Below are 24902 nucleotides of genomic sequence, written 5' to 3'. Positions count from 1 at the left end.
GATTCTCTTAGTAAGATCAAATAGTCGTTATTCAATACAGATGCAAACAAGTGATGTTGATCAAGTCATAATATTGAACCCAGATACTGATGTTATGGCGCTAGATAGTATTTACCTCATCCACTTGAAAAAAGGTTGTAGACCAGGCAGTCTACAACCTTTTTTTATGAGCAAAAAAAGCAGTCCCTAGGACTGCTAAAAATAATATTATTTTACTTACTTATTTTTTCTTAAAACTAATTTTGTAACACCTTCCCAGCGTGGAGTTTGAGGCATCATATCAACTGGTTGAATAACGCGAACGTCGTAAGCTTCGCTTAAAAGAACTAAATCTTTTGCAAGTGTAGCTGGGTTACAAGAAACATAAACAAAGGTTTCTGGTTTTACTTCAAGTAGAGTCTTAATTAACTTTTTGCTTAATCCTGTACGTGGAGGATCGACGATCAAAGCATCAATTGGGACACCTTGATTTTTTAATTCAGGAAGTAACTTTTCAACATTTCCTTGAATATATTCTGCATTTCTCACATGATTCAAGTGGCAGTTCTCTTGGGCATCAATTACAGCTTCAGGAATAGATTCAATCCCAATGACTTGTCTAACTTGGTCACTTGCTAGAATCCCTAGAGTACCAACCCCAGCATAAGCGTCAATTAAAGTTTGATCTGGAGTTAAGTCTAGGTATTTAAGTGCCTCTGAATAAAGCGTACTAGTTTGTTCTGGATTTAACTGGAAAAATGCACGAGGTGAGAGTTTAAATTTCTTACCTAGTATTTCTTCGATAATATGTGATTTTCCAAACAATTTAATTGTCTTGTTGCCCCAAACTTGAGGATTTTGCCATTGTGTTTCATTTTGAAAAACAGAAACTACATTAGGAAGTTTCATAATTTGGCTGGCTAGTAATTTAAGGTCTCTAATTTTTTTACCAATTGTAATTAAAGTTACTTGGATTTCCCCACTAGCATGGCTTTGACGAACTACAATAGTTTTAATACCATCATTATGACGTCTAAAGTCAGCAATTCGAATATGAAGTTTATCGATTAACTTTTTAATTTCACGCTCTGTTTTTTGTGTTTCTTTTGTTTGAGTTGGCATTTCAGGAAGATCAATTAAACGACGTGAGTTAGGAGCGTACAGGCCAAGTTTACTCTTTCCTTTATTGAATTCAATTTGGTATTGAGCTTTATTGCGATAGTGCCAGGCATTTGGAGCTGAAATAGTCTTTTTGACTTTATACTTAATGTAGTCTCTTGGATGATATTTTCTAAGAGATTCTAGAATTAGGTGTTGCTTAAACTCAAGTTGTTTTGGATAAGAAAGATGAGCTAATTCTAAGCCGCCAACGGCCGGATTTACGCCCTTCGGGAAAGCCACTCTATCTGGAGACTTTTCTTTAATTCGAACTAATTCGCCCTCTAAATAATGTGGGTGTCTATCAATGATTTTTGCAACAACAACTTCACCTGGAAGAGCACCGGGAATAAAAATAATTTTCTTTTTATAATATCCGATCCCTTCACCATTAATACCTAGCCGTTTAATAGTGATAATAATATCTTTTTCTTGCTTGTTTTTAATAAATTTTGTCAAAATAAGGCCCTCATTTCGATTGATTCATGAAAAAAGTGTCACAATAAGCATAAGCGTTATGTTCAAGTGATACAAGTATTTAATTTATTATAATATAGAAGAAACCAAAAAATGAAGAAGGTGCGATAATGCCAATTATAACTAAGATAAGCACGCAAAAACGTAAAGGACGCTATAATATTTTTATTGATAATGAGTATGCTTTTAGCGTAAGTGAAAGGACCCTAGCGGAAAAAAGACTTTTAAAGGGAACAGAATTAAGTACTGAAGACATTAAAGAAATTAAAAAAGCTGAATCAGATAGTCATGCTATTCAGCTAGCGATGTCTTATTTAAGTTATCAGCCACGTAGTGTATATGAAATTTTAGAGTATTTAAATAAACATGAAATTAGTCAGGATGCTAGTCAAGCCGCCGTTAAGAATTTGATTAAGTTGAATTATTTAAATGATAACAATTTTGCTCGTTTGTTTATCAAGAATAATCTTCGAGTTGGAAAAGATGGACCAAGAGCTGTTGATAGAAAATTAAAGCAAAAAGGTCTTGCAGCTGACGTTATTCAAGAGGCACTTTATGAAATTGAAGATGAAGAGTGGATTGATGCTGGTCTTCGCTTAGTGCACTCACTTATTCATCAAGTAGGTAAACTTTCATATAAGGATATTAAGCAAAAGGCGTTGACCAAATTGCGAGCTCACGGATTTGATCAAGAGCTAGGTGAATTAGTAATTGAGAAATTAGATTTAGAAAACGATGAGGATGAACAAATCGAAGCTTTAAAAAGACAAGGAAGTAAGGCATGGCGTCGCTATCGCAGAGATGAAGATTTTAAAAGGAAGCAGAAGGTTAAAAGATATCTGTTTCAACATGGCTTTTCAAGTAGTGAAATTGATAGTTTCTTAAATGGCGAAGTAGTAGATTTAGAAGAAATAGATGAATATTAATTTGCTGGTATAATGTTTAGTGAGGAGGCGCACATTATGGAAATGCCTCGTGAAGGCGATTATATCGCAATTCAAAGTTATAAGCATAATGGCACGTTGCATCGAAATTGGCGTGACACTATGGTAGTTAAAACAGAGCAAAATATTATTATTGGCGTTAATGATCGAACTTTGATTACAGAAGAAGACGGTAGAAAGTGGATTAGCCGTGAACCAGCAATTGTTTATTTTCATCGTAAACTTTGGTTTAATGTGATTGCAATGCTCAGACCTGATGGAGTTGCATATTATGCTAATTTAGCTAGTCCCTTTATATTAGATCGAGAAGCACTGAAATATATTGACTATGATTTAGATATTAAGGTGTTTCCTGATGGGGAGATTAGATTGCTTGATGCGGACGAGTATGCAATGAACAAAAAACGCTGGCATTATAGTGAAGAGATTGATAGTATTTTGCGTAGTACTAGTTTTGAATTATTAGATTGGATTGATCAAAGGAAGGGCCCGTTTGCTAAAAAATTCGCACAAATTTGGTATGAAAGATATAACCAATTACGTCCTGATTTAGATCGTAGTTTTTTTAAGGGGAGAGAAAATGAAGAAAGAAAAATACTCGGCACATAATTTTATTGGTAAGGTTTTTATGCCAAACCAAATTGATGAAAATAAAACTTATACAGCAGCTATTCAAGAAATGGAAAATGATACAGGCTTTCAAAAGTTTATTAAAGACAATGGCTATGAAAATGAACGTGCAAGTTTGGTGGTGTTTGGACCAGAGAACTTTATGTTTTGGTATGGTGTTTTAGCTGATGATAAGCAGATGCCTGGTGCTGGATTAAATAAATTTGAATTGCCCGCTTCAGAAATTGCGGAAATTGATACGCCTAATAGTAATTTGGCTTTCTTTAGTCAACCTTTAAATTTTGTGATTCCGACTTTTTTAGATAAATTATCTAAAGATGGTATTACAATGTATGAGAATCTGGGAGATAGTGAAAAACCGTATGTTTTAGCAAAGTTGAACTTAGAAACAAAAGAACTGGCACAGATTTTATATCTGGATGCCAGTTCTGACGGTAATGCTAAATAATAATTATTTCTGCTTGGGGTCAATAGATAGGTTGTCATATTCGATATAAGCACCAATACATGTCGAAATTAGCATGATTAATAAAACAATGCCAACCGAGTTACCAATAATAAAGGATAATGAGAAACAACTTCTCACAAGATCCATCGCAAGCCAGCAAAGCACAAAGTCAACTAAACAGTTGCCAATTAGAAAAAGTTTACGTCTACGAATGCTGTAGAAACGTAGGATTTGCTTAAAGAAGTTATCTGGTACTTTAGCGGAGACCAAATCAAGTGGTCGTTGAATGGTTGCCTTGATAGCAAACATGATAATTGTTCCAACTAAGGCACCAATAAAACTTCGAAAAAGATCGCTAGAGTGTCTAACTAAAGCATTGTAGCAGATGCCGATTAAGGTTAAACTGCAAAGATACGGAATTAATAATAAGAATGTAAATACCAAGTAGATATTTTGTTTTTTCATCTATAAGACCCCATTTCTTGTCCCTTATTTTATCATAGATTACCGTATGATATAATTACCGATAATTATGATTAAAATAGGGATTAAGGCAGTAATAGAAAGAGAGAATTTAAGATGAGTAGTGATCCCGGTGCGGGTGATATATTTAGCAAATTAAGAGCTAAATTTCGCGGCGATGAAGATATTGATGGACAACGCAAGCTAAATAAAATTTTAAATAAATTACATGAACAAAAAGAGATTAGTGATCGTGAATTTTCAATGATGGAAGGTATTCTTGAGTTTGAAGAAAAAATGGCTCGAGAAGTAATGGTTCCTAGAACAGATGCCTTTATGGTTGATATCAATGATAATTTTCAAGAAAACTTAGATCAAATCTTAAAAGAACCTTATTCAAGAGTACCGGTCTATGATGGTGACAAGGATAAGATTGTTGGCGTCATTCATATTAGAACGGTTTTACGAAAAGCCCATAAGATCGGTTTTGATAAGTTAGATTACGATCAGGTAATGTTTAAGCCTTTATTTGCACCTGAAACAATTGAATTGGGTGAATTGTTAGTTGAGATGCAGCAAACTCAAAGGCAGCTTGCAATTTTAACTGATGAATATGGTGGTGTCGTAGGACTAGCAACAATTGAAGATTTAATTGAAGAAATTGTTGGTGACATTGATGATGAGGTTGATAAGGCTGAAGTCCTATTTTCAAAAATCTCTCCAAGAGAATATGTAATTTACGGGAAGATGCCTTTAGCTGATTTTAATGAAGAATTCGGAACCGATTTAGCAATGGAAGACGTGGATACTGTTGCTGGTTACGTAATCACTAAATTAGGGATGATTCCAGCTAAAGGAGAAAAGCTAAGCGTCAAACTTGATAATGGGATGGTTTTAACAACTAGACGCATGAAGGGTTCGCGTTTATTAACGCTGTTACTTACAATTCCAGAAAAACAAGAAAAGGAAGAAGCTAAAGATTAATGACAAAGTTAACTGATGAAGTGAAAAAAAGACGCACATTTGCGATTATTTCTCACCCTGATGCGGGTAAGACAACAATTACTGAGCAAATGCTTCTTTTTGGTGGAGTAATTAGAAGTGCAGGTACGGTTAAAGCACGTAAAAGTGGACATTATGCAACTAGTGACTGGATGGCAATTGAAAAGAAGCGTGGTATTTCAGTAACTAGTTCAGTAATGCAGTTTGAATATCAGGGAAAGAGAATCAATATTCTTGATACTCCTGGACACCAAGATTTCTCTGAAGATACTTACCGGACTTTAATGGCAGTTGATGCTGCGGTAATGGTTATTGATTCAGCTAAGGGTATTGAGCCTCAAACCAAAAAGTTATTTAAGGTTGTAAAAAAGCGTGGCATTCCTATCTTTACTTTTATGAATAAGCTTGATCGTGATGGACGCGAACCGCTAGATTTAATTGCTGAATTAGAAGATTTGCTCGGTATTGAAGGCGTAGCCATGAACTGGCCAATTGGTATGGGAAAGCAATTAAAAGGATTATACGATATTGCAAATAATCGTGTTGAACTTTATCGAAAAGATGATGATGATCGCTATTTACCATTAGATAAAAATGGAAAATTATCAGAAGATGAACCTTTAGCACAAGATAGTTTATATCAATCAACTTTAGATGACATTGATTTGTTAAAAGAAGCAGGAAATACTTTTGATAAAGAAAAAATCTTAAAAGGAGACCAGACTCCAGTCTTCTTTGGATCTGCTTTAACTAATTTTGGTGTTGAGACTTTTTTAGATAGTTTTGTTAATTTAGCCCCAGCTCCTCAAGAACATGTTGTTAATGATGATGAAAAATTAGCTGCAGACGATCCTGAATTTTCTGGGTTTGTTTTTAAGATTCAGGCTAATATGAATCCTAACCATCGTGATCGAATTGCCTTTGTAAGAATCGGAAGCGGGGAATTTAAAAAGGGGATTGACGTAACTTTAGCTAGAACTGGAAAGCCAGTTAGATTAAATAATGCAACTGAATTTATGTCTAGCGAACGAGTTCAAGTTTCTGATGCGGTTGCTGGCGATATAGTTGGTTTATATGACACAGGTAACTTTCAAATTGGTGATTCAATTTACGCTGGTAAGAAAAAGATTGTTTATCCAGCTTTGCCGCAATTTACACCAGAAATCTTTATGCGTGTGACTGCTAAGAATGTTATGAAGCAAAAGTCTTTCCATAAAGGGATGAACCAACTGGTTCAAGAAGGTGCAATTCAGCTTTATCGTGGTTATGCAACTGATGATTATATCCTAGGTGCAGTTGGTCAATTACAGTTTGAAGTCTTTTCTTTTAGAATGAAGAACGAATATAATTCAGAAGTAGAGCTTCATACTTTAGGTAATCGTGTAGCACGCTGGATTAATCCAGATCAGTTAGATCCTAAGATGTCATCTTCGCGTAACTTGTTAGTAAAAGATAGAAATGGTGAGCCACTATTTCTGTTTGAAAATGCTTTTGCAGAAAGATGGTTTAAAGATAAATATCCAGATGTTGAATTAACTTCAAGATTATAATAAAGCCCAAATAAAAAGCCATGGAATTTTCCATGGCTTTTTAAATGCGATTTTATCGATCGCAAGTAATAGAAATAATCTTTCTACTCTTATCAACTGTTATATCGTAAATGCGATCTTCATGAATTAAACGCTTAATGACAAACTCTACTTCGTCTTGTCTAATAGGACGTTTATGATTTTCCATTACGATTTCGATTTTATCAGTAGTTTCGCTATATACTATTGTGGTATTACCTAAAGAGTAAACCTTTACGAATTGACTATTGGTAGCTGCTAGCTGTCTTTGAACTAAATCACGGTAGCTATTTGTAATATCAATTAAATGCATCATATTTATAACCTCGATAATATAAATGTGTCTTTAAAATCCCAACTTAAGTATAACCTTTTTAGAAGATTTATAAAAATAAATAAAAAAAGAGTCACATTTATGTGGCTCTTACTTAGTATTGGGAGACTTAATTTTCACTGATTACAATGTTGTTATCTACTACACTAGCCTTTAATTTTTTAGCTGCAGGATTGTCTAACTTGTAATCTGCAACTTTGTCTTCGATTTCTTCTTGGATTGTACGACGAAGAGGACGAGCACCCATAGATGGATCATAGCCTTTTTCTACAAGTAGTTCCTTTGCTTCTGGAGTAACTTCAATATGAAGACCTTGATCTTTAACCATATTGTTAGTATTAGCAAGCATCAAGTCGACAATCTTAATTAAGTCCTTCTTATCAAGTGAATTAAATTCAACAATATCATCTAGTCTATTTAAAAATTCAGGTTTGAAGTATTGACCAAGGGTATTCTTAAATTGTTCTTGATGACTGTTTTCAGCAGCAAAACCAACGTTTGCTTCTTTAATTCCTTGACCAGCATTAGAAGTCATAATAATAATTGTGTCTTTAAATGAAACAGTACGACCTTGTGAATCAGTTAAGCGACCATCGTCAAGAATTTGTAAGAAAAGGTGAAGTACATCCGGATGAGCCTTTTCAATTTCGTCAAATAGAATTAAGCTGTAAGGATTGTGACGTACTCTCTCAGTCAATTGACCTGCTTCTTCGTATCCTACGTAACCTGGAGCAGAGCCAATTAACTTAGATACTGAATATTGTTCCATATATTCACTCATGTCAAAACGAATCATCGCATCTTCAGTACCAAAGATTTGTTTAGCTAATTGCTTAGCTAACTCTGTTTTACCAACGCCAGTTGGTCCTACAAAAAGGAATGAGCCAATTGGACGGCCGGACTTGTTAAAACCAACACGGTTACGACGAATTGCGCGAGCAACAGTTTCAACAGCTTTATTTTGACCAATTACATTATCTTTAAGATCGGTTGATAAGTTCTTTAATTGAGTTTCTTCCTGTTTTTGTAGGTCGCCAACAGGAATATTAGTTTTTTCTTCAACAATCTTATTCATGATCTTTTCGGTAATCTGAGGTGTGTGATCTGGATCTACTTTTTGATCTTTTAATTTTTCATATTTTTCAATTTGATCGCGATAGTATGCTGCTTTTTCATAGTCTTCATTCTTCAAGGCTTCTTGCTTTAAGTTTTCAGCTGCATCTAATCTTTCTTTGATTTTTTCGCTATCGACATAAGGAATGGTAAGGTTCATTCTTGAACCAGCTTCGTCTAGAAGGTCAATGGCTTTATCAGGTAAGAAACGATCTTGAATGTAACGAGATGAAAGGGCAACGGCAGCTTGAATTGCTTCATCAGTATAATGAACATGGTGATAATCTTCGTAGCGTTTACGAATACCTTGTAAAATTTTAACTGTTTCTTCAGTAGTTGGTTCTTTAACTTCAACTGGTTGAAACCTACGTGCTAAAGCAGAATCTTTCTCAATGTTTCGATATTCTTTGATGGTAGTTGCACCAATTAGTTGGAAATCTCCACGAGCTAAGGCTGGTTTGATAATATTGCCAGCGTCCATACCACCTTCAGCGTTACCCGCACCGACTAATTCATGAATTTCATCAATAAATAAAATGATATTGTCATTTTGTTCAAGTTCTTTAATTAGTTGCTGCATTCTTTGTTCAAATTGACCACGAATGCCAGTACCTTGAACCATCGAAACCATATTTAGTGAAATAATACGCTTATCTTGTAGCTTAGCAGGAACGGATCCGTCGACAATTTGTTGTGCTAGTCCTTCAACAACGGCTGTTTTACCAACGCCGGCTTCTCCAATTAGAACTGGATTGTTTTTGGTACGTCTGTTTAAGATCTCAATAACTCTAGCGATTTCTTTATCACGTCCAATAACTGGATCAATTTTTCCTTTCTTTGCTAGATCAGTTAAGTCAGTTCCATATTGGTCTAATAATGATTTTTGACCACCGTTATTACCACCGCGACGTCCACCACCCATTTGCATTCGTGGATCCCGTTCTTGAGAGTTATTTTGTTCGTTATTACTATTGTTTAAGGCGTTTAATAAATCATCAAAATCGCCAAAAAAAGCATTGTTATTATTCATATTATTAATTTGTCCTTGTTGATTTTTTAATTCTTGATAACATTGTTGGCATAATGATATTTCACGATCTTGCCCATTAACATTTGTATAAAGATGAATTGAGGCAGGACGTTCATGACAGTTATCGCATAGCATTAATATTTCCGCCTTTCTTATAATATACAGGCTATATTGTTATTTTAGCACTCTTGATACTCAAGTGCTAACTTGGTAATATCATAGTACGGATACTTACTAATTGCAAGTAGTTAGATTAGATTTTTGATGAATAATTGCTACAATAGGTGAAGAATTAATTTTTTACTAGACTAACAAAATTTAAGGAGTGAAATTTATAAGATATGGATTATAAAAAAATACTAGATCAAATCGTGAGTGGCGAACTAAAAGAATATAGAGTTAGTCCTAAAGATGCCTTTCAATTTCAATTGGCACTTAGAAGCTATGGTAAAAGGCAAAGTATAACTGGAATTGCTCAACGTGGTGGGGATATAATCTATACCTTATCTGATAATGAAAATTAAGCAACTTATAATGTAAACATTTACATTTGTGTTGTTTTCATTTAAAAAACATGATAACCTAATAAACGAGTGGGTATAAAACTCCCGATTATTTTTGATTTTAAAGGAGATAATTTAAAATGGAAAAACGCGAATTTCATATTGTTGCTGAAACTGGTATTCATGCTCGTCCAGCTACTTTGTTGGTACAAGCAGCATCTAAGTTTAATTCAGATATTAACTTGGAATACAACGGTAAATCAGTAAACTTGAAGTCAATTATGGGTGTTATGTCTTTAGGTGTTGGCCAAGGTGCAGATGTAACTATTACTGCTGATGGTGACGATGCTAAAGAAGCAATCGAAGCTATTGCTGACACTATGAAAAAGGAAGGTTTAGCTGAATAATGTCGAAAACTTTAAAGGGAATTGCTGCCAGTGATGGTATTGCAGTTGCACCAGCCTACCTTTTGGTAGAACCTGACCTTTCGTTTTCTAAAACCTCAGTTAGCGATGTTGATGCTGAAGTAGCTCGTTTTAAAAAAGTTGTTGAAGAATCAACTAAAGAACTGGAAAAAGTTCGTGATAAGGCTAAGGAAAGTTTAGGAGCAGAAGAAGCACAAGTTTTTGATGCTCACCTTCTCTTCCTAAGTGACCCAGAATTTACTGGTGCCATTGAAACAGAAATCAAAGATCAAAAAGTTAATGCTGAAGCTGAATTAGATGAAACTGCTCAAAAGTTTATTACCATCTTTGAAGGCATGACTGATAATGCATATATGCAAGAACGTGCAGCTGACGTACGTGATGTTTCAAAACGTATTATGGCACACCTTCTTGGTAAGAAATTACCAGATCCTGCAGCTATTGACCATGAAGTTGTTGTTGTGGCTTATGATTTAACACCAAGTGATACAGCTCAACTTAACAAAAAGTATGTTAAGGGATTTGTAACTGATATTGGTGGTAGAACTGCTCACTCAGCAATCATGGCTCGTTCATTAGAAATTCCAGCTGTTGTAGGTACTGAAAGCATTACTAAAGACGTTAAAGATGGTGATATGCTTATTGCTGACGGTTTAGATGGTGATGCTATTGTTAACCCAACTGATGCTCAAGTTGAAGAGTACACCAAGAAAGGTGAAGCCTTTGCTAAGCAAAAGGAAGAATGGAAGAAGTTAAAGAATGAACCATCTGTAACTGCAGATAATAAGAAGTTTATCATTGCCGCTAACATTGGTACTCCTAATGATATGAAGGGTGTAAAAGAAAACGGTGCTGAAGCAATTGGTTTGTACAGAACTGAATTCTTATACATGAATTCAAAAGACTTCCCATCTGAAGAAGCTCAATTCGATGCTTATAAGGAAGTTATCAAAGATATGGATGGTAAGCAAACTATCATTAGAACTTGTGATATCGGTGGTGACAAGCACTTAGATTATTGGGATCTTCCAGAAGAAATGAACCCATTCCTAGGTGTTCGTGCTATTCGTCTTTCAATGCAATACAAGGATATCTTTATAACTCAATTAAGAGCTTTACTTCGTGCTTCTGCATATGGTCCATTAGGAATTATGTTCCCAATGATTGGTACTTTGGCAGAATTACGTGAAGCTAAGCAAATCTTAGCTGAAGAAAAAGATAAACTTGTTAAAGAAGGCGTGAAGGTCGGTGACGACCTACAAGTTGGTATGATGATCGAAGTTCCAGCTGCTGCAGTGTTAGCTGACCAATTTGCTAAAGAAGTTGATTTCTTCTCAATTGGAACTAACGATTTAATCCAATATACTATGGCTGCCGATCGTGGTAACGATAATGTTTCTTATCTTTATCAACCATATAACCCATCTGTTTTACGTTTGATTAAGCACACTATTGATGGTGCTCATGAAAACGGTATTTGGTGTGGTATGTGTGGTGAAGCTGCTGGTGATGATATCATGTTCCCAATTCTTTTATCAATGGGACTTGATGAATATTCGATGAGTGCAACTTCAATCTTACGTATCAGAAGTTTGATGAAGAAGATCAATACTGAAGATATTAAAGAATTAGCTAATAAAGCTTGTTTTGTTTCAGAAACTGCCGATGAAAACAAGAAGTTAGTTGAAGAAACTATGAAGAAGCTTAACATTAATGATTAATAGAAAAAGAGTACGTAAGTACTCTTTTTTCTTTCAAAACTTCACACAAACTTCATTATTTACTGATAAAGTAATATTTGTAAGATAATAAGAAGAAATCTAATTACAACTTACAAAAAACAAGTATTTGTGATACAATAATAATTGTAAGTGAAACAGTAGTTATTTTTCTACACGCAAAGGAGTGTGGAGTTAAGTGTTAAATTTATATACATCACCAAGTTGTACGTCATGTCGTAAGGCAAAAGCATGGTTAAAAGAACACGATATTCCTTTTAAGGAAAGAAACATTTTTGCTAATCCATTGAACAAAGAAGAAATCATGCAAATTTTACGTATGACTGAAAATGGAACGGAAGAAATAATTTCTACTCGTTCTCGTACTTTCCAAAATTTAAAAATCAATTTAGATGACTTATCAATTGATCAATTAATTGATCTTGTTGAAAAAAATCCAAGTTTATTAAGACGTCCAATCATTATGGATGACAGACGTTTGCAAGTAGGATATAACGAAGATGAAATTAGAAGATTTCTTCCTCGAAAGGTTCGTCGTTTAGAGCTTGAAGAAATCCAAGCAATGACAGCTGATCTTTAATTAAAAATTGTAAAAACGTTAGCCTTTTTAAGCTAGCGTTTTTGTATGAGCAAGAAAATAGGTTACAATGTATTAAAGACAAGAGACTTCGAGGTGATAACAAGTGGAAGTACACAGAATAAGTGAGAACACCATTCGTGTAACAATGGATGCAGATGAACTTAAAGAGCGCGGAATAACAATGCTCGATTTATTAGGAAATAAAAGTCAAATTCAACATTTCTTCTATCAAATTTTAAGTGAAGTCGATACAGATCATACTTTTGCTAAAGGCGATCCAGTTACTTTTCAAGTTATGCCAAGTAGTTCTGGATTAGAGTTACTAATTTCTAAAGTACCTGATAGTGATGAAGATGTCGGTGATAACCCTAACGATCAATTACGTGATCTGTTAAAGGGATTAGGCGCCGGATCGGATAATGATGATCGTAAAACAAAAATTAATAATCAAGATAAATTAATTAGTGATAATCGCCGAGTCTTTAAGATTGATAGTATTGATTTAGTTGCCGCCTTAGCGGATGCATTAAAAGTTGATGGCTTAGCATCTAGTTTATATACTTACCATCATGAATATTATTTAGATTTAGCCTACTTAGATGACAATTATGTTGAATTAAAGCCTGAAGATACGTGGGTAATTGCTAATGAATATGGAAATGGAATGACAGAAAAGCAATTCCAAAAAATAAAGAAAAATGCAAAGTGTTTGATTAGGCAAGACGCGTTAGGAAATCTAAGACAATATTTTGATTAAAAAATAAAGGAGATGAAAAAAATCATCTCCTTTTTGCGTATATAATAATGGGCGATAAAATGTATGCTGCTATTTTAAATCAAAAATTAGTCTTAGCAATTAATGAAGCAGAACAAGTTAGTAAGGGATTAAAAAAGTTGAATCAAGAATCTTATCTTTGTCCATCTTGTCGGCATCGAATGATTCTGATTTTATCGGAAGAAAAAAAGCCATTTTTTAAACATTTTTATCAGGTAAAGGGAACAGGGGAAAAGGAAGAGCATTTACAGGCAAAACAGTTATTGTGCACTGCGTTAAAAGCAAATGGACTTCGAGCAGATATTGAAGTTCCACTTTTAGATCAACAATTGAGAGCAGATGTATTAGTAGAAAATAGATTATCTTTTGAAGTGCAATGCGCACCCTTGAGTGGGGCAGAATTTGCACATCGCCATGCCTTATATAAAAAATTGCAGATTAAAGATATTTGGATTGTCGGGAAAAGGCATTATTTGAAAAATAAAATTAATCGTTCTCAAAAAATCTTTTTAAGATACAGTACACAATGGCAATGGTATTATTTAGAAATTAATCCATTTAGTTGTGTGATTACATTAAAATATAATATTTTAATGGCAGCACTTAGTTCTGAACTAAGTTATGAAATTAAAACTTTTTCATTAGATGAAAGAGGCGTGGCAAGCTTGTTTACTTTCATTCCATCTACTAGAAAAAATAAAATAAGCTATATTCAAGATCAAAAAATATATCTACAAAAGCAAATTAATCAAAAAAGTAAACTGGGACTGAAAATTGCTTCGTTATTATATCAGTTACATTATTCTGTGGCAGATATTCCAGATGAACTCTTCTTAAAATTACGAGAGCCGAAGGAAAAAAGTCCAATAATAATTTTTCTACAAAAAAAGCTAGCTGACTTAAAAGCCAGTTAGCTCAATAAATTATAATAAGCGTAAACTATTATCACTACTAGTTTGTCTATCCCCAGTAATTGCTGACTCAATTTCTTCTCGATTTGCACAACCTTCAATCATCATTCCTGAGTCTCCACGGTCATTATCATAATTAAAAATAATCGTAGTTGGAGTAGTTACAACATTCAAGTCATCGGCAAGTTTTAAGTCTTTATCCATTGAAAGCTTGATGTAATTCGATTCTCGATTCTTTTTGAAGCTCTTAATCGAAACATTTAGTGAGCTCAAAATTTCATTAATAAGCTCTGATGAATAAATTTTGCCCATATCATTAATAGCATGTTGCAATTTAATGATATATTGTCTAGCCTTTTTATTACCTACTATTAATTTTAGGGTGTGATAATCTTTGGTTGCATTGTAAGCACTTTGACTAAAAGTGTTAAAAATTTCGACATTACTTGATGAAAGATGTCTCGCTCTGATATCGTTACGAATTGTGTTCATGGTAGTCATGGGAATAAAGTGGTAAGAAATATTTTGTTTATAAACACTGACTGCAGCAATTATTTCCTGTTCATTTTGATAACAGTTAATTCCAATCGGATTAACAAAGAAAAATATTTCAAACATTTTGCTATTTCCTCCGTCCAAGTTCATGAATACTGTATCAGAAAATGAACGAAATGGGAAAAAATTTGTTTTATTTTTTGTGTTCCCAAGCACGTTTTACTTTACTTTGGTTAGTATTTTCCTTGTTAGCTTTGAAATCAAACTGCTTTTCTAATTCAGCAAGTACTTTTTTTATAGTTGCTGGATCATCATTTTCAATTTCTAATTCAAAGTCATAATAGCCATCTGGAAATTCTGTTAAATCAAGAGTTAATTCACAATTTTCTGGTCCAACGGCTAATATTCTCCGTGTTTGACTCCAAGAAATTAATTTTAAAGAGTGAATGGATTCTTTAGAATAATGTTTTTGTAAATAATTACCAACATCACCGCCAAATAAGAAAAAAGTACCTTCATATGCACTTTGAGCCATTTGCTCGGCTTGGGCTACTGACAAAAGATCATTAATTTCTACTCTTTCACTATATTTATTTTCTTTAGGTTTGGTTTCCTTAACCTTAATAGTTTGTTCAGCGTGATCAACTAGAATTCTAATTCTTAAACTGGCATCACTATTTTTTAAGTCAAAATCAGGTGTATCAAAGTAGTAGTTCTTTTGAATAAAATCTGATTTAGCGGTAAATGCATCACGCATTTTTTCGTAGGTATCTTTATCTAGGAGTGTTTTTGATTCAATTTCTAAATTTTTACTCATAATTTTATCCTTTCACTAGTTAATGTTATCCCTCTCTATGGTAGAATAATTTTGTTTGAAACGGAAAGGATTTATACATGAAAGATTGGGATTTATTTTTATGGCCTTATCAACAGGCTGTATCTGAATTAAAAGTTAAATTTCGATCACTTAGACAAAGTTTTTTAAACAAGGGTGAGCATTCGCCGATTGAATTCGTGGTCGGACGCGTAAAAACCGTCGATTCAATTAAAGAAAAAATGACGCGGCGAGTTATTGCTCCTGATGTCATTGAGAACGATATGCAAGATATAGCTGGCATTCGAATTATGTGTCAATTTGTGGATGATATTTATCGAGTAGTTGACCTAATTCACCAGCGTCAAGATATGCAGGTAATTGAAGAAAGGGACTATATTCAAAACGCAAAACCATCTGGATACCGTTCTTACCATATGGTAATTGAATATTCTGTTTTTTTACCTGATGGACCAAAAAAGATTATTGCCGAAATTCAAATTCGGACCTTGGCAATGAATTTTTGGGCAACAGTAGAGCATACTTTAAATTATAAATATCAAGGGAAGTACCCAGAAGATATTTCTAAGCGACTTAAATCAACAGCTGAAGCTGCTTATAAGTTAGATGAAGAAATGTCATCAATTAAAGATGAAGTGCAGGAAGCACAGAGAATTTTTACTAAATCTAAAGGAAAAGAACAATAATGAAAGTCGCACTCGTTTATAATGAAAAAGTTGAAACCTTGGCAGTAGTTAAGGCATTAGAAAAATTACTTGATTCTAGAAAGATTGAAATTGATCCTGAGAATCCTGATGTGGTAATCACAATTGGGGGAGATGGAACTTTAATTTCGGGTTTTCACAAATATCAAAATTTAGTTGATCAAATAAGGTTTATTGGTGTACATACAGGACACTTAGGCTTTTATACTGATTGGCGTAACTTTGAAATTGGCAAGATGGTTGATAATTTAACTAAGAAGCAACCCTCTTCCGCTTCTTATCCACTGCTAGAGTTAATTATTACTACTGGTTCAGGTGAAAAGAAAAAGTTGCTCGCTTTGAATGAAGCAACAATTAAACGAGTTTCAAAGACTTTAAAGGCTGATGTTTATATTAGAGATCAATTCTTTGAGAGCTTTAAAGGAGACGGCTTATGTGTTTCAACGCCTACAGGTTCTACCGCTTATAGCAAATCTTTAGGCGGCGCAGTTATTCACCCCCGTTTAAAAGCCCTGCAGATGACTGAAATAGCTTCGATTAATAACCGTGTTTTCAGAACTTTGTCATCGCCAATAGTTATTGCTCCAGATGAATGGATAACTATTAAACCAGAAAGTGATGATCACTACGTAGTAACCTATGATGGATATGAATTTAATCATAAGCATATTAAGAAAATTGAATACCGTATTTCTCAACATGTTATTCGGTTTGATAAGTATCAACATACTCATTTTTGGAATCGGGTAGAGGATGCCTTTATTGGGCAACCTAAAAATAAATAATTATGCAATATTTTAAATTAAAATTTGAAAATAAAACACCTCAAAAATTGGGGCGTTTTTTGTTAAGAAATGGTTTTTCTAAAAGAGCTTTAACTAATAGCCAGCATAATGGTGGGATGATTTTGGTAAATCACCATCGCCGCTATACTAGCTATCTTTTACATTCAGGGGATGAAGTAATCTTTATCTTAGGTGAAGAGAAGAAAAATCAATGGCTAAAACCATCTACTAATCAGCTGAATATTGTTCTTGAACAGCATGATTATTTAGTCATTAATAAAGAAGCTGGCGTTTTGTCAATCCCATCTCGCTATGAAGATAATGATGCAGTAGTTAACAGATTGCTATATTATTTTCAGAAAAATGGGCAGAAAGATCTTAAGCCACATGTTATTACAAGACTTGATCGTGATACATCAGGGTTAGTTTTAGTTGGAAAAAATGCAGTTGCTCATGCTCGATTTAGCGAAATGGGGAAGGATTGTTTTATTAAAAAATATCATGCAATTGTGCATGGCAATTTTAGTAAAGAACAAGAAATAGGGATTATCGATGCGCCAATTGGTAAACTAGATGCCAGCGTTAAACGCGGAATAGTAGCTAATGGTCAACGCTCAATTACAAAATACCGTGTTTTAGACCAAGTTAATGGTGCAAGCTTAGTTGAATTACAGTTATTAACTGGTCGAACTCATCAAATTAGAGTTCACATGCAGTATCTTGACCATCCCTTGTTTGGTGATCCCTTGTATGGGATTAAAGATAATTTTAAACGACAAGCTTTGAATTGCTTTTATCTTAAGTTTGATGATCCTTTTTCGGAACGTAAGCAGGAGGTTACTATTTCAGAACCAGTGGATATGAAATGTTTGTGGCAAAGGCTAATAAGTAATAAATTATAAATATAATAGTCAAATACATTGACTATTGTAACCGCTTTACATAGAATTGAATATAAGAAGTGTTAATACTATCCTAATATAGAAAAGAGGATCACTTGTATGTATTATTCAAAGGGAAATTATGAAGCTTTTGCAGACACAAAAAAGCCAGCAGATGTAGATAAAAAATCTGCTTATATTATTGGTAGTGGATTAGCTGGTCTTTCAACAGCATTTTTCTTAGTTAGAGATGCTAAAATGGCTGGTGACAAGATTCATATTTTAGAAGAATTAGATGTTGCTGGGGGCTCTTTAGACGGAACTAAGCGTCCTAATGCTGGTTTTGTAGTTCGTGGTGGTCGTGAAATGGAAGACCACTTCGAATGTATGTGGGATATGTACCGTTCTGTTCCTTCATTGAGAATACCAGGAGCATCCTATTTAGATGAGTATTATTGGCTTGATAAAGAAGATCCGAACTCATCAAATTGCCGTTTAATTCATAAACGTGGTAATGAATTGCCAACTGATGGTTTGTATCAACTAGGTTCACATGCTAGTGAAATAGTTAAACTAGTTTTGACACCGGAATCTGAAATTCAAGGAAAGACTATTGAAGAATGGTTCTCTCCAGAATTCTTTGAATCTAATTTCTGGACTTATTGGTCAACAATGTTTGCTTTTGAAAAGTGGCACTCTCTTGCAGAAATGAGACGCTACTGCATGCGGTTTATTCACCATATTGATGGTTTGCCAGACTTTACTGCTTTGAAGTTCAACAAATATGACCAATATGATTCGATGGTAAAGCCACTACTTAAGTACTTAAAGGATCATGGCGTTAAGTTTGAGTACGGCGTTCAAGTTGAAAACGTGCTAGTCGATCATGAAGGTAACGAAAAAGTTGCTAAAAAGATTGTTATGAAGAAAGACGGTAAGCAAGAAGATATCGACTTAACTGAAAATGATCTTGTCTTTGTGACTAACGGTTCGATTACTGAAAGTTCAACTTATGGTAATCAAACTACGCCAGCACCAATTACTCATGCTAAAGGTGGTTCATGGAGATTATGGGAGAACTTAGCTAAGCAAGACCCAGCATTTGGTCATCCTGATGTCTTTAGTGAAAATCTTCCAGAAAGATCATGGTTTGTTTCTGCAACTACAACCTTGAAGAATAAAAAGGTTGCACCTTACTTTGAAAGATTAACTAAACGTAGTTTGTATGATGGCAAAGTAAATACTGGTGGTATTATCACAGTTACTGATTCTAACTGGGGCTTAAGCTTTACTATCCACCGTCAACCGCACTTCCCAACGCAAAAACCAAACGAAATCGTAGTTTGGATTTATGCTTTATATTCAGATACTGAAGGAAATTATATTAAGAAAAAAGTAGTTGACTGTACCGGACAAGAAATTGCTGAAGAAATGCTGTATCACTTAGGTGTTCCAGAAAGTGAAATTAAAGAACTTTCTTCAGAAGAAAATATGAATACTGTTCCAGTATATATGCCTTATATCACTAGTTACTTCATGCCTCGTCATGATGGTGACCGTCCAGCAGTTGTACCAGAAGGTTCAAAGAATTTAGCCTTTATTGGTAACTTTGCTGAAAGTCCTACTAGAGATACTGTCTTTACTACTGAATATTCAGTTAGAACTGCGATGGAGTCAGTTTACACCTTACTTAATGTAGACCGCGGAGTTCCAGAAGTTTGGGATTCTGTCTATGATATTCGTGAATTGCTCCGTGCAATGTACTATATGGCTGACAAGAAGAAGCTAGCAGATCAAGAAATGCCTCTTCCTGAAAAACTTGCCGTTAAAGCAGGGATGAAGAAGATTAAGGGAACATGGATTGAGGAATTGCTTGAAGAAGCAAACTTGATTTAAAATTGTAACAATTTATTTGAATGAGAATTAAGAAAAAAGGTTACGGCGCTTTGAAGCCGTAACCTTTTTTGTGTCGAAAGTAATAATTTATTACTTATTTTGACTTATTTTACTTATTTTTAAATAGCGAAACTAGCGTTTTTCTAAGTAAAGGATCATGTGCATAAAGATAAGTTCCCATAATTCCTCGTTTAAAAAGTACGTTTAAAGAATTAAGTACCATTCTTTCTTCTAGCTTTTTAATTTCAGTTGGATCGGTCAAATCCTTTCTTTTTTTAAACATTTCAATATCGGTAATTTTATCTAAATTAACTTGAATTTTATTTTGACCAGGGACCTGACTAATTGGTGGTCCAATAATGATACCTGTGTAATTTAGATCAAAACCTTGGCAAGTATATATTGACCCAACTTCATTAATTGTTTCAGGTATTTCTGCCCAAGGCGTTGAGGTGTAATTATATTGATCCCATGGCATTTTAAACTTTCCTTCTTGAATATAGTGTTTTCCACCATCTAATGTTGAAGGATAACCAGACGTAGAAAGAATTCTGCTTAATCCAACTTCTTTGTTACGTTTGACAATTTCTTTCCGCATTTTTTCTGCATCATCGAAAATACGAAAGTCATAATTCTTTGTTGCATTATCTGGAATTGGTTTGATAATCATATTTTCAGTAAAAGAATTAAACCAATCGATCAGATCTGAGGAAGCATTCATTCGAAATTGATGCTTTAAGTAGTATTTTTTATATGGATAAGAATGAGTAATTTTTTCTAGTCGGTCCTTGGTCCAAAGTGTCTTCATTTTAAGCACTTGATAGGGATCAAAAACTAGAATGACTACCTTACTTCGTTTAATAACTTCAACTAATTGATTATCATGATAAAAATTATTGTAGTGGTCTGGCTTTGATAGAAGTAAATGTGCCTCATCAATAATGACAATGTCTGCCTTTTTTTGTTTTTTATCTAGTTGATTGATAAAGCTAGTTGGTCTTTGAAAATTTTTCTTTAGTAATTCTGGAAGAGAACCTGCAATTTGTTTATAAACCTTAAGAATTTCAGGATGATTTACTAGAAAATAATTATTAGTTTGATAAAAATTGCTATTCTTATCGTGACGTAATTTTTGCATTTGATCAAAAAGTGCAGAAAGAACTACGCTTTTTCCAGTTCCAGCGTCGCCATAAATAGTAAAAATGGCGGGATAGTTATTTTGAAGATGTTGATTGGTAAAATTAATAATTTGATTAACTAAATCTTGTTGCTCAGTGGTTAATTTTTTTAATGGTGAAAGTTTATCAGTAGCATTATTTTGCATGTAAAATTTGCCTTCTAAGTAGGATAAAATAAAAGCCATGAAAATCATGGCAAAATAGAATTTTAATAATTTATGATAACTATTTATAAGACTAATCTTCTTCAAATAAAACGCGTGTAGCTTCTGGCACAGGAATATCTTTTTGGATAGGTGTTAGATTACCTGTTTCGGAATTACGACGGTATAAGGTGGCATTATTAGTATTTTGGTTAGCCACTACAAGATATTTTTCGTCTTTGTCCCAGTTAAAGTCGCGTGGGAATGATCCAAAGACGGAAATTCTTTGTACTAATTCTAGTTTTCCATCGTCTAGAACTTTGAAGACAGTGATTGAATCATGACCGCGATTAGAAATATAAATAAACTTACCATCTTTAGAAATTCTAATAGCTGCCGCGCCGTTGTGATCACTGAAGTCGTCAGGGATAGTCTTATAAGTTGCAACATCTTCAAATTTCCAAGTATTTTCATTTAAACGAGCAACGTTAACTTGACTTGATAACTCACCAACAATATACATAGTTTTTCCATCAGGTGAGAAGACGAGGTGGCGAGTACCAAAGCCGTTTTCCATCTGATAGCGAGCTAAATGTTTTAATTTATCTCCATCTAATTTATAAAAATCAACGGCATCAATTCCTAGATCACATGAAACTAGATTACCAGCTGGAGTTTCATCAAAGAAATGTGGGTGGGCTTGATCTTGTTCTGCTCTTGGTCCATGTCCTTCATGTGTATCGTTAGTAATAAAAGTTAATTTTCCATTTTCATCGTAAGAAAAAACGTTAATAGTGGCTAAGTGATAGTTTGCAGTAAAGACTAAGTGCTTTTGTGAGTCGACACTGATATAACAAGGTGCTGCTCCTTCATGGAAATAGGTATCTAACTGTTTTGCTTTTCCATCTTTGATGCGGTAAGTAGCGATTCCACTTTGGTCACCATTTTGAATAATGGTAAATAATAAGTCACCAACTAGTTGAAAATAAGTTGGACGATCAATTTCAACAATATTTTTAACATCAACTAGTTTAATATCATCCTCTTTTTTTTCTACATTAGCAGTATAAATTCCTTTTGAGTCATGGCTAGTATAGCCACCAAACCAAACTTTCATAGTTTTACCTCCTGATAAAAGCTTTCCGTAACATATTTATTCTCTACCTTTTGGCTAGAATAGGCAATTGTTATTAAGTGTTATCAGCTAGGCAAAGTGATATGGTAAAATTTAGTAAAGAGGTTGATAAAAATGAAGTGGAATTCTACAATTACTGCTATTGGATCAGAAGCGTTAGATCCAAATGATAATATCGTAATTTTATTTGATAATAAAGCAACTGATAAGTTGCGAGATGTTGCTGTTTTACAAAAATTTGATGAGGCAACGCCAGTTGAAAAGTTTGTTTTTAAAAAAGACGACTCAATTACAATTGACGGCACTACTTATTTAGCTTTGTACGTTGGTCCAATGGTTCAAATGAACATGCAGGCTATTGGACATGCAACTTTAGTATTTACTAATGAAGTTCCGAAAAAGCCGATGACTAATGCAATTTATTTAGATAAAGATCCAAAAGAAGAAATGCCTGAATTTAAAGTGGGAGACTGGATCACCTACGAACATAGATAAGAGGGGAAGCTATGGAAGTAGAAAAACATCATCAGAAGAATAATTTTTTTGTTAAATGGTTTTTAAATAATCGTTTTAGCATAGTATTACTTAATATTTTATTATTCTTCTTAATTATTTGGGTGTTTAACCAAATTTCTTTTGTGTTAAATCCCTTTTGGACATTTTTTAATGCAATTTTGCCACCAGTTTTGGTTGCATCAATCCAATATTACTTAATGGATCCAGTTGTTGACTGGATGGAAAAGAAGCTAAAAGTACCACGTATAATTACAATTATTTTGCTATTTGTAATTGTTTTGGGAGGATTAATTTGGATCATTAATACTTTGATCCCAATTATTCAACATCAAACTGATTCTTTAATTAAGAACTGGCCAGCTTATTGGCAAGATGCACAAAGAGGCTTTGAAAAGATGATCCACGATCCTCGTTTAAATGGAGTTCGTAGTGGAATCAATCAGGTCATTTCTGATGCTCAGACAAAGATGTTTAAAACTGGTCAAGATAGTTTTAACTTAGCTTTGAGTAATTTGTCGTCGGCTGTTAATGTTATTACAATGATTTTTATGACGTTATTAACAGCACCTTTTGTTTTATTCTTTATGTTAAAAGATGGTCATCGTCTAAATCCTTATGTGACTAAATTCGCTCCGCAAAAATTACAACCTAGTTTTTCAAGTTTACTTAGTGATATTAATGGAGCTGTAGCATCATATATTAGAGGACAAATTACAGTTGCTTTCTGGGTTGGAGTGATGTTTGCGATTGGCTATTCGGTAATTGGCCTAAATTATGGTATAACATTAGCTGTTCTAGCTGGTGTGCTAAACATGATTCCTTATTTCGGTACCTTTATTGCCTTTATTCCAGCAATTATTTTGGGATTAATTAGCTCACCCATGATGCTGGTGAAGGTTTTAATCGTTTTTGCAATTGAACAAACGCTTGAGGGACGTGTTATTTCGCCATTGGTAATGGGGAATAAGATGAACATGAATCCAGTTACTACTATTTTGCTATTAATTGGCGCAAGCGCTGTTGCCGGCTTATGGGGCGTAATTTTTGCGATCCCAGTCTATGCTGTAATTAAGATTATTGTGACTAGACTATTTAATTATTATCGTAAGATTTCAACTCTTTATGATGAGATATCGGAATCAGATGATGCAAATCTAAAGTCTAAAGAGTAGAATTAGGTAGAAAATTAAACGTGGTACTTGCCTCATTACAGGTGCTACGTTTTTTTACAAGAGGAGCTTTTTTATGACAAACCACGTTGTACTTTATGAGCCATTAATGCCTGCAAATACGGGAAATATTGCTCGAACTTGTGCGGGTACGAATACAGTCTTAGATCTTATTGAACCGCTCGGCTTTCAAATTGATAATAAAAAAATGAAACGTGCAGGATTAGATTATTGGGATAAAGTTGATATTAGAATGCATGATGACTTAGATGCCTTTTTAAAGACTCTTGGTCCAAATGATGAAATGTACTTAATTTCAAAATTTTCTTCAAAAAATTATGCTCAAGTAGACTATACTGATCCTAATAAAGATTATTATTTCGTTTTCGGAAAAGAAACGACTGGTTTACCAGAAACTTTCATGCGAGAATATTATGATCGTAATCTTAGAATCCCTATGTCCGATAATATTCGTTGTTATAATTTATCAAATTCAGTAGCAATGGTCCTTTTAGAAGCTTTGAGACAGCAAGGCTTTCCAAATATGGAAACGAGCCATCATTATGAAAATGATAAGTTAAAAGATAATTACAACCGTCCTGAACGTTATGAAAGAAATTTAGGAGAGAATTAAAATGGATTTTAAAAATATGACTCCAATTGTTGTTCGTTCTTTTCATTATGATTTAAATGATGAACAAAAGGTAAAAAATGAAGTTAATGTTTCATTAAGACAGGTTTACCAAGATTTAGATGATGGTAGCCAAGATGAGGGGAAAACTGGTAAGTATTTTGAAATTGCCGTTCCATTCGAGGTTTCTCCCGCACCTGGTGATTTTACTGTTAGTGGTGTAATTACGAGAGTTGTTCAATTTGTTGATTATTTTGGCGATGGGACTGATTTGGAACCATCAGATTACCAGTTACTCTCTAGACCATTAGTTGAACAAATTGAAACTTTAACTTATGAAATTACCCAATTAACTTTAGATCATCCAGTTAACCTTAGTTTTAAATCAAACTTTAACGAATTAAACAGAGACAACCAAAAGGACAAAGATGATAAGTAAAAAGATTGAGAAGGTGT

Annotated in this window: 27 protein-coding genes; 19 read left to right on the top strand and 8 right to left on the bottom strand. The window is 33.9% G+C overall.

The genetic code is table 11. From position 1 onward, the window contains the following. Positions 1-216: 216 nt before the first annotated feature. Entirely contained in the window at positions 217-1596 is a 1380-nt protein-coding gene (gene rlmD / locus LpgJCM5343_RS06855; RefSeq protein ID WP_174705301.1) for a 23S rRNA (uracil(1939)-C(5))-methyltransferase RlmD, read from the bottom strand. Positions 1597-1724: 128 nt separating this feature from the next. On the opposite strand from rlmD, the gene recX reads away from it, so the two are divergent. Genes recX through LpgJCM5343_RS06840 form a run of 3 tightly spaced genes read left to right on the top strand, consistent with a single transcriptional unit; the run spans position 1725 to position 3636 of the window. Beyond that, a complete protein-coding gene (gene recX / locus LpgJCM5343_RS06850) occupies positions 1725-2540 on the top strand; it encodes a recombination regulator RecX (protein ID WP_101890846.1) in 816 nt (271 codons plus the stop codon). Between the two features lie 36 nt (positions 2541-2576). Next, on the top strand, positions 2577-3167 hold the full coding sequence (locus tag LpgJCM5343_RS06845) for a DUF402 domain-containing protein (protein WP_101890845.1): 591 nt from the start codon (positions 2577-2579) through the stop codon (positions 3165-3167). After that, positions 3139-3636 carry a hypothetical protein gene (locus tag LpgJCM5343_RS06840; RefSeq protein ID WP_101890844.1) on the top strand — a complete coding sequence of 166 codons (498 nt, stop codon included), beginning with the start codon at positions 3139-3141 and terminating at the stop codon, positions 3634-3636. The genes LpgJCM5343_RS06845 and LpgJCM5343_RS06840 overlap by 29 nt, the downstream gene beginning before the upstream one ends. A 3-nt stretch (positions 3637-3639) precedes the next feature. Here LpgJCM5343_RS06840 and LpgJCM5343_RS06835 read toward each other — a convergent pair whose 3' ends face one another. Next, positions 3640-4101 (bottom strand): hypothetical protein, encoded by a 462-nt coding sequence (locus LpgJCM5343_RS06835; protein WP_020806728.1) that lies wholly within the window; start codon positions 4099-4101, stop codon positions 3640-3642. A gap of 114 nt (positions 4102-4215) precedes the next feature. Here LpgJCM5343_RS06835 and LpgJCM5343_RS06830 point away from each other — a divergent pair, with 114 nt between their 5' ends. Together LpgJCM5343_RS06830 and LpgJCM5343_RS06825 are read left to right on the top strand one after the other, a co-directional pair. Beyond that, complete coding sequence (locus LpgJCM5343_RS06830; protein ID WP_003648401.1) at positions 4216-5082, top strand: hemolysin family protein; 867 nt, start codon at positions 4216-4218, stop codon at positions 5080-5082. Beyond that, entirely contained in the window at positions 5082-6650 is a 1569-nt protein-coding gene (locus LpgJCM5343_RS06825; protein WP_020806726.1) for a peptide chain release factor 3, read from the top strand. Before LpgJCM5343_RS06830 ends, LpgJCM5343_RS06825 begins: the two co-directional genes overlap by 1 nt. Before the next feature lie 52 nt (positions 6651-6702). Here LpgJCM5343_RS06825 and LpgJCM5343_RS06820 read toward each other — a convergent pair whose 3' ends face one another. Together LpgJCM5343_RS06820 and LpgJCM5343_RS06815 are read right to left on the bottom strand one after the other, a co-directional pair. Further along, positions 6703-6981 carry a DUF1827 family protein gene (locus LpgJCM5343_RS06820; RefSeq protein WP_285020322.1) on the bottom strand — a complete coding sequence of 93 codons (279 nt, stop codon included), beginning with the start codon at positions 6979-6981 and terminating at the stop codon, positions 6703-6705. A gap of 130 nt (positions 6982-7111) precedes the next feature. Further along, a complete protein-coding gene (locus LpgJCM5343_RS06815) occupies positions 7112-9280 on the bottom strand; it encodes an ATP-dependent Clp protease ATP-binding subunit (protein WP_101890842.1) in 2169 nt (722 codons plus the stop codon). 206 nt (positions 9281-9486) lie between these two features. Between LpgJCM5343_RS06815 and LpgJCM5343_RS06810 the strand changes: the two genes are divergently transcribed. From LpgJCM5343_RS06810 to LpgJCM5343_RS06785, 6 genes are all read left to right on the top strand, one after another. Then, positions 9487-9669, top strand: coding sequence for a hypothetical protein (locus LpgJCM5343_RS06810; RefSeq protein ID WP_003646960.1), 183 nt, complete (start codon positions 9487-9489; stop codon positions 9667-9669). A gap of 119 nt (positions 9670-9788) precedes the next feature. After that, entirely contained in the window at positions 9789-10055 is a 267-nt protein-coding gene (locus tag LpgJCM5343_RS06805; protein ID WP_003646961.1) for a phosphocarrier protein HPr, read from the top strand. Beyond that, positions 10055-11794: a phosphoenolpyruvate--protein phosphotransferase gene (ptsP, locus tag LpgJCM5343_RS06800; RefSeq protein WP_113576201.1), complete on the top strand. Its 1740-nt coding sequence runs from the start codon at positions 10055-10057 to the stop codon at positions 11792-11794. The genes LpgJCM5343_RS06805 and ptsP overlap by 1 nt, the downstream gene beginning before the upstream one ends. 196 nt (positions 11795-11990) lie before the next feature. After that, positions 11991-12392, top strand: a complete 402-nt coding sequence (gene spxA / locus LpgJCM5343_RS06795; protein ID WP_003648406.1) for a transcriptional regulator SpxA — start codon at positions 11991-11993, stop codon at positions 12390-12392. 103 nt (positions 12393-12495) lie between these two features. Next, positions 12496-13149 carry an adaptor protein MecA gene (locus LpgJCM5343_RS06790; RefSeq protein WP_039156029.1) on the top strand — a complete coding sequence of 218 codons (654 nt, stop codon included), beginning with the start codon at positions 12496-12498 and terminating at the stop codon, positions 13147-13149. A gap of 59 nt (positions 13150-13208) precedes the next feature. Continuing rightward, positions 13209-14081, top strand: a complete 873-nt coding sequence (locus tag LpgJCM5343_RS06785) for a competence protein CoiA (protein ID WP_065423754.1) — start codon at positions 13209-13211, stop codon at positions 14079-14081. Positions 14082-14090: 9 nt separating this feature from the next. On the opposite strand, the gene LpgJCM5343_RS06780 is transcribed toward LpgJCM5343_RS06785, so the two are convergent. Together LpgJCM5343_RS06780 and LpgJCM5343_RS06775 are read right to left on the bottom strand one after the other, a co-directional pair. Further along, on the bottom strand, positions 14091-14696 hold the full coding sequence (locus LpgJCM5343_RS06780) for a DsbA family protein (RefSeq protein ID WP_174705300.1): 606 nt from the start codon (positions 14694-14696) through the stop codon (positions 14091-14093). A 70-nt stretch (positions 14697-14766) separates the two neighbouring features. Next, positions 14767-15390, bottom strand: coding sequence for a CYTH domain-containing protein (locus LpgJCM5343_RS06775; RefSeq protein WP_039156031.1), 624 nt, complete (start codon positions 15388-15390; stop codon positions 14767-14769). A gap of 77 nt (positions 15391-15467) precedes the next feature. Between LpgJCM5343_RS06775 and yjbM the strand changes: the two genes are divergently transcribed. The 4 genes from yjbM to LpgJCM5343_RS06755 all read left to right on the top strand — a co-directional run bounded on the left by yjbM (position 15468) and on the right by LpgJCM5343_RS06755 (position 19674). Next, positions 15468-16094 (top strand): GTP diphosphokinase, encoded by a 627-nt coding sequence (yjbM, locus tag LpgJCM5343_RS06770; protein ID WP_003646968.1) that lies wholly within the window; start codon positions 15468-15470, stop codon positions 16092-16094. After that, on the top strand, positions 16094-16897 hold the full coding sequence (locus LpgJCM5343_RS06765; protein WP_003646970.1) for an NAD kinase: 804 nt from the start codon (positions 16094-16096) through the stop codon (positions 16895-16897). The genes yjbM and LpgJCM5343_RS06765 overlap by 1 nt, the downstream gene beginning before the upstream one ends. Positions 16898-16899: 2 nt before the next feature. Beyond that, complete coding sequence (locus LpgJCM5343_RS06760) at positions 16900-17799, top strand: RluA family pseudouridine synthase (RefSeq protein ID WP_003648412.1); 900 nt, start codon at positions 16900-16902, stop codon at positions 17797-17799. Positions 17800-17898: 99 nt separating this feature from the next. Beyond that, the gene (locus LpgJCM5343_RS06755) at positions 17899-19674 is read left to right on the top strand and encodes an oleate hydratase (RefSeq protein WP_049161595.1); all 1776 of its coding nucleotides are present in this window, start codon (positions 17899-17901) and stop codon (positions 19672-19674) included. A 109-nt stretch (positions 19675-19783) separates the two neighbouring features. On the opposite strand, the gene LpgJCM5343_RS06750 is transcribed toward LpgJCM5343_RS06755, so the two are convergent. Next, entirely contained in the window at positions 19784-20998 is a 1215-nt protein-coding gene (locus LpgJCM5343_RS06750; protein ID WP_077959217.1) for a DUF2075 domain-containing protein, read from the bottom strand. Positions 20999-21089: 91 nt separating this feature from the next. Next, positions 21090-22112 (bottom strand): lactonase family protein, encoded by a 1023-nt coding sequence (locus LpgJCM5343_RS06745; protein ID WP_101890838.1) that lies wholly within the window; start codon positions 22110-22112, stop codon positions 21090-21092. 132 nt (positions 22113-22244) lie between these two features. On the opposite strand from LpgJCM5343_RS06745, the gene LpgJCM5343_RS06740 reads away from it, so the two are divergent. From LpgJCM5343_RS06740 to LpgJCM5343_RS06725, 4 genes are all read left to right on the top strand, one after another. Beyond that, positions 22245-22625 carry a PTS glucitol/sorbitol transporter subunit IIA gene (locus tag LpgJCM5343_RS06740; RefSeq protein WP_003648416.1) on the top strand — a complete coding sequence of 127 codons (381 nt, stop codon included), beginning with the start codon at positions 22245-22247 and terminating at the stop codon, positions 22623-22625. 11 nt (positions 22626-22636) lie between these two features. Next, positions 22637-23818 (top strand): AI-2E family transporter, encoded by a 1182-nt coding sequence (locus tag LpgJCM5343_RS06735; RefSeq protein ID WP_101890837.1) that lies wholly within the window; start codon positions 22637-22639, stop codon positions 23816-23818. Between the two features lie 73 nt (positions 23819-23891). After that, on the top strand, positions 23892-24449 hold the full coding sequence (locus LpgJCM5343_RS06730) for a tRNA (uridine(34)/cytosine(34)/5-carboxymethylaminomethyluridine(34)-2'-O)-methyltransferase TrmL (RefSeq protein WP_020806713.1): 558 nt from the start codon (positions 23892-23894) through the stop codon (positions 24447-24449). A 1-nt stretch (position 24450) separates the two neighbouring features. Next, the gene (locus LpgJCM5343_RS06725) at positions 24451-24885 is read left to right on the top strand and encodes a DUF1149 family protein (RefSeq protein WP_003648419.1); all 435 of its coding nucleotides are present in this window, start codon (positions 24451-24453) and stop codon (positions 24883-24885) included. Positions 24886-24902: the final 17 nt, after the last annotated feature.

The sequence above is a fragment of the Lactobacillus paragasseri genome, from assembly GCF_003584685.1.
Lineage (GTDB): Bacteria > Bacillota > Bacilli > Lactobacillales > Lactobacillaceae > Lactobacillus > Lactobacillus paragasseri.
The sequence above is the reverse complement of the archived record's forward strand: the minus strand, read 5'-3'. Positions and strand labels throughout refer to the sequence as shown.

Coding starts and splice junctions, on each gene's coding strand:
- LpgJCM5343_RS06765 (WP_003646970.1), top strand. CDS start 16,094: ATGAAAGTCGCACTCGTTTATAATGAAAAAGTTGAAACCTTGGCAGTA.
- LpgJCM5343_RS06775 (WP_039156031.1), bottom strand. CDS start 15,390: ATGAGTAAAAATTTAGAAATTGAATCAAAAACACTCCTAGATAAAGAT.
- LpgJCM5343_RS06740 (WP_003648416.1), top strand. CDS start 22,245: ATGAAGTGGAATTCTACAATTACTGCTATTGGATCAGAAGCGTTAGAT.
- LpgJCM5343_RS06785 (WP_065423754.1), top strand. CDS start 13,209: ATGTATGCTGCTATTTTAAATCAAAAATTAGTCTTAGCAATTAATGAA.
- LpgJCM5343_RS06835 (WP_020806728.1), bottom strand. CDS start 4,101: ATGAAAAAACAAAATATCTACTTGGTATTTACATTCTTATTATTAATT.
- LpgJCM5343_RS06745 (WP_101890838.1), bottom strand. CDS start 22,112: ATGAAAGTTTGGTTTGGTGGCTATACTAGCCATGACTCAAAAGGAATT.
- LpgJCM5343_RS06840 (WP_101890844.1), top strand. CDS start 3,139: ATGAAGAAAGAAAAATACTCGGCACATAATTTTATTGGTAAGGTTTTT.
- LpgJCM5343_RS06735 (WP_101890837.1), top strand. CDS start 22,637: ATGGAAGTAGAAAAACATCATCAGAAGAATAATTTTTTTGTTAAATGG.
- ptsP (WP_113576201.1), top strand. CDS start 10,055: ATGTCGAAAACTTTAAAGGGAATTGCTGCCAGTGATGGTATTGCAGTT.
- LpgJCM5343_RS06805 (WP_003646961.1), top strand. CDS start 9,789: ATGGAAAAACGCGAATTTCATATTGTTGCTGAAACTGGTATTCATGCT.
- LpgJCM5343_RS06750 (WP_077959217.1), bottom strand. CDS start 20,998: ATGCAAAATAATGCTACTGATAAACTTTCACCATTAAAAAAATTAACC.
- yjbM (WP_003646968.1), top strand. CDS start 15,468: ATGAAAGATTGGGATTTATTTTTATGGCCTTATCAACAGGCTGTATCT.
- LpgJCM5343_RS06810 (WP_003646960.1), top strand. CDS start 9,487: ATGGATTATAAAAAAATACTAGATCAAATCGTGAGTGGCGAACTAAAA.
- LpgJCM5343_RS06725 (WP_003648419.1), top strand. CDS start 24,451: ATGGATTTTAAAAATATGACTCCAATTGTTGTTCGTTCTTTTCATTAT.
- LpgJCM5343_RS06760 (WP_003648412.1), top strand. CDS start 16,900: ATGCAATATTTTAAATTAAAATTTGAAAATAAAACACCTCAAAAATTG.
- recX (WP_101890846.1), top strand. CDS start 1,725: ATGCCAATTATAACTAAGATAAGCACGCAAAAACGTAAAGGACGCTAT.
- LpgJCM5343_RS06755 (WP_049161595.1), top strand. CDS start 17,899: ATGTATTATTCAAAGGGAAATTATGAAGCTTTTGCAGACACAAAAAAG.
- LpgJCM5343_RS06815 (WP_101890842.1), bottom strand. CDS start 9,280: ATGCTATGCGATAACTGTCATGAACGTCCTGCCTCAATTCATCTTTAT.
- LpgJCM5343_RS06820 (WP_285020322.1), bottom strand. CDS start 6,981: ATGCATTTAATTGATATTACAAATAGCTACCGTGATTTAGTTCAAAGA.
- LpgJCM5343_RS06780 (WP_174705300.1), bottom strand. CDS start 14,696: ATGTTTGAAATATTTTTCTTTGTTAATCCGATTGGAATTAACTGTTAT.
- LpgJCM5343_RS06730 (WP_020806713.1), top strand. CDS start 23,892: ATGACAAACCACGTTGTACTTTATGAGCCATTAATGCCTGCAAATACG.
- LpgJCM5343_RS06845 (WP_101890845.1), top strand. CDS start 2,577: ATGGAAATGCCTCGTGAAGGCGATTATATCGCAATTCAAAGTTATAAG.
- LpgJCM5343_RS06825 (WP_020806726.1), top strand. CDS start 5,082: ATGACAAAGTTAACTGATGAAGTGAAAAAAAGACGCACATTTGCGATT.
- LpgJCM5343_RS06830 (WP_003648401.1), top strand. CDS start 4,216: ATGAGTAGTGATCCCGGTGCGGGTGATATATTTAGCAAATTAAGAGCT.